The organism is Nitrospirillum pindoramense, from assembly GCF_007827955.1.
GTDB classification, from domain to species: Bacteria; Pseudomonadota; Alphaproteobacteria; order Azospirillales; family Azospirillaceae; genus Nitrospirillum; species Nitrospirillum amazonense_B.
Genome location: NZ_VITR01000045.1, coordinates 1 through 1,249 on the forward strand (window position 1 = coordinate 1; position 1,249 = coordinate 1,249).

The window sequence follows — 1,249 nt, forward strand, 5'->3', positions numbered from 1 at the left end:
TGGGCTGCTGCCGGCTTGGATGACACCGGGATAAGCTCGATTAAGCTACCCCAGCGTTTCGTTCGAAGTCGACCGGGCTGAGGTAGCCCAGGGTCGAATGTCTGCGTGTCGGATTATAGAAGCGTTCGATGTAGTCGAAGACGTCGGCTCTGGCCTGGTTCCTCGACTGATAGACCGCCCTGGCCACCCGTTCGGCTTTGAGTGACGAGAAGAAGCTTTCCATGGCGGCATTATCCCATACGTTGCCCGCCCGGCTCATGGAACAGGTGATGCCGTTGTCGGTGAGCAGGCGCTGGAACTGCTGGCTGGTGTATTGGCTGCCCTGGTCGGAATGATGCAGCACCGCCCTGGGTTTTCCCCGTCGCCATAAGGCCATGACCAATGCATCGGCGACCAACTGGGCAGTCATGGTGTCGCTCATCGACCAGCCGACGACGCGGCGGGAATAGAGGTCGATGACGGCGGCCACATACAGCCAGCCCTCGGCCGTCCAGATGTAGGTGAAGTCCGCCACCCATTTCTGGTTTGGGCCGCCGGCGTTGAACTGCCGGTCCAGCACGTTGCCGGCGATGACGGATCGTTCGCCCGCATCCTTGGGAAGACCACGCCGGCGCGGCCGGGCGCGTAGTCCCCGCTGGCGCATCAGCCGTTCCACACGATGCAGGCCGCAGGCGATCCCTTCCGCCAGCAGGTCGTGCCGGACACGCCGGGCGCCGTAGGTCCGATCGCTGGCCAGGAAGCTCGCCTTGACCCGCTCGCCAACCTCCGTGTCCAGGCGCGAACGCCGGGACGGCGGCCGGCCCAGCCAGGCATGGAACCCACCACGCGAGACACCGAGCGCCTCGCACATCCACGCGACCGGCCAGATCCCCCGGTGCTTCGCGATGAAGGCGAACCTCATAGGCTGTCCTTCGCGAAGTAGGCCGCCGCTTTTTTTAGGATGTCCCGTTCCGCCTTCAGACGGGCCACTTCCCGCCGAAGCCGGTCGATCTCCTCCTGTTCCGGCGTCCGCCGCCCGTGTCCAGGGAACGCATCCTTCCCTTCCTTGCCAAGCGACCGCGCCCACTTGCGCAGCAGCGTCACATGGACCCCAAGATCCCGCGCTGCCTGCGCCACGCTGACACCTCGTTCCTCGATTAACCTTACCGCTTCAACCTTGAATTCGCGGCTGTACTGTTTGCGCTCCAAGTCAGGTCCTCCGGTTGGATCAACACCTTATCCCGGTGTCATCCAAGCCGGCAGCAGCCCA

1 protein-coding gene is annotated in these 1,249 nt (G+C 64.1%); it reads right to left on the minus strand.

Annotation, left to right across the window (positions count from 1 at the left end):
* Positions 1–40: 40 nt before the first annotated feature.
* Positions 41–1,188, minus strand: a protein-coding gene (locus tag FBZ90_RS27655) for an IS3 family transposase (protein WP_420872625.1) whose coding sequence is annotated in 2 segments (ribosomal slippage) — positions 41–924 and positions 924–1,188 — 1,149 coding nt in all. Because the reading frame shifts where the segments join, the coding sequence is not laid out codon by codon here.
* Between the last annotated feature and the right edge of the window lie 61 nt (positions 1,189–1,249).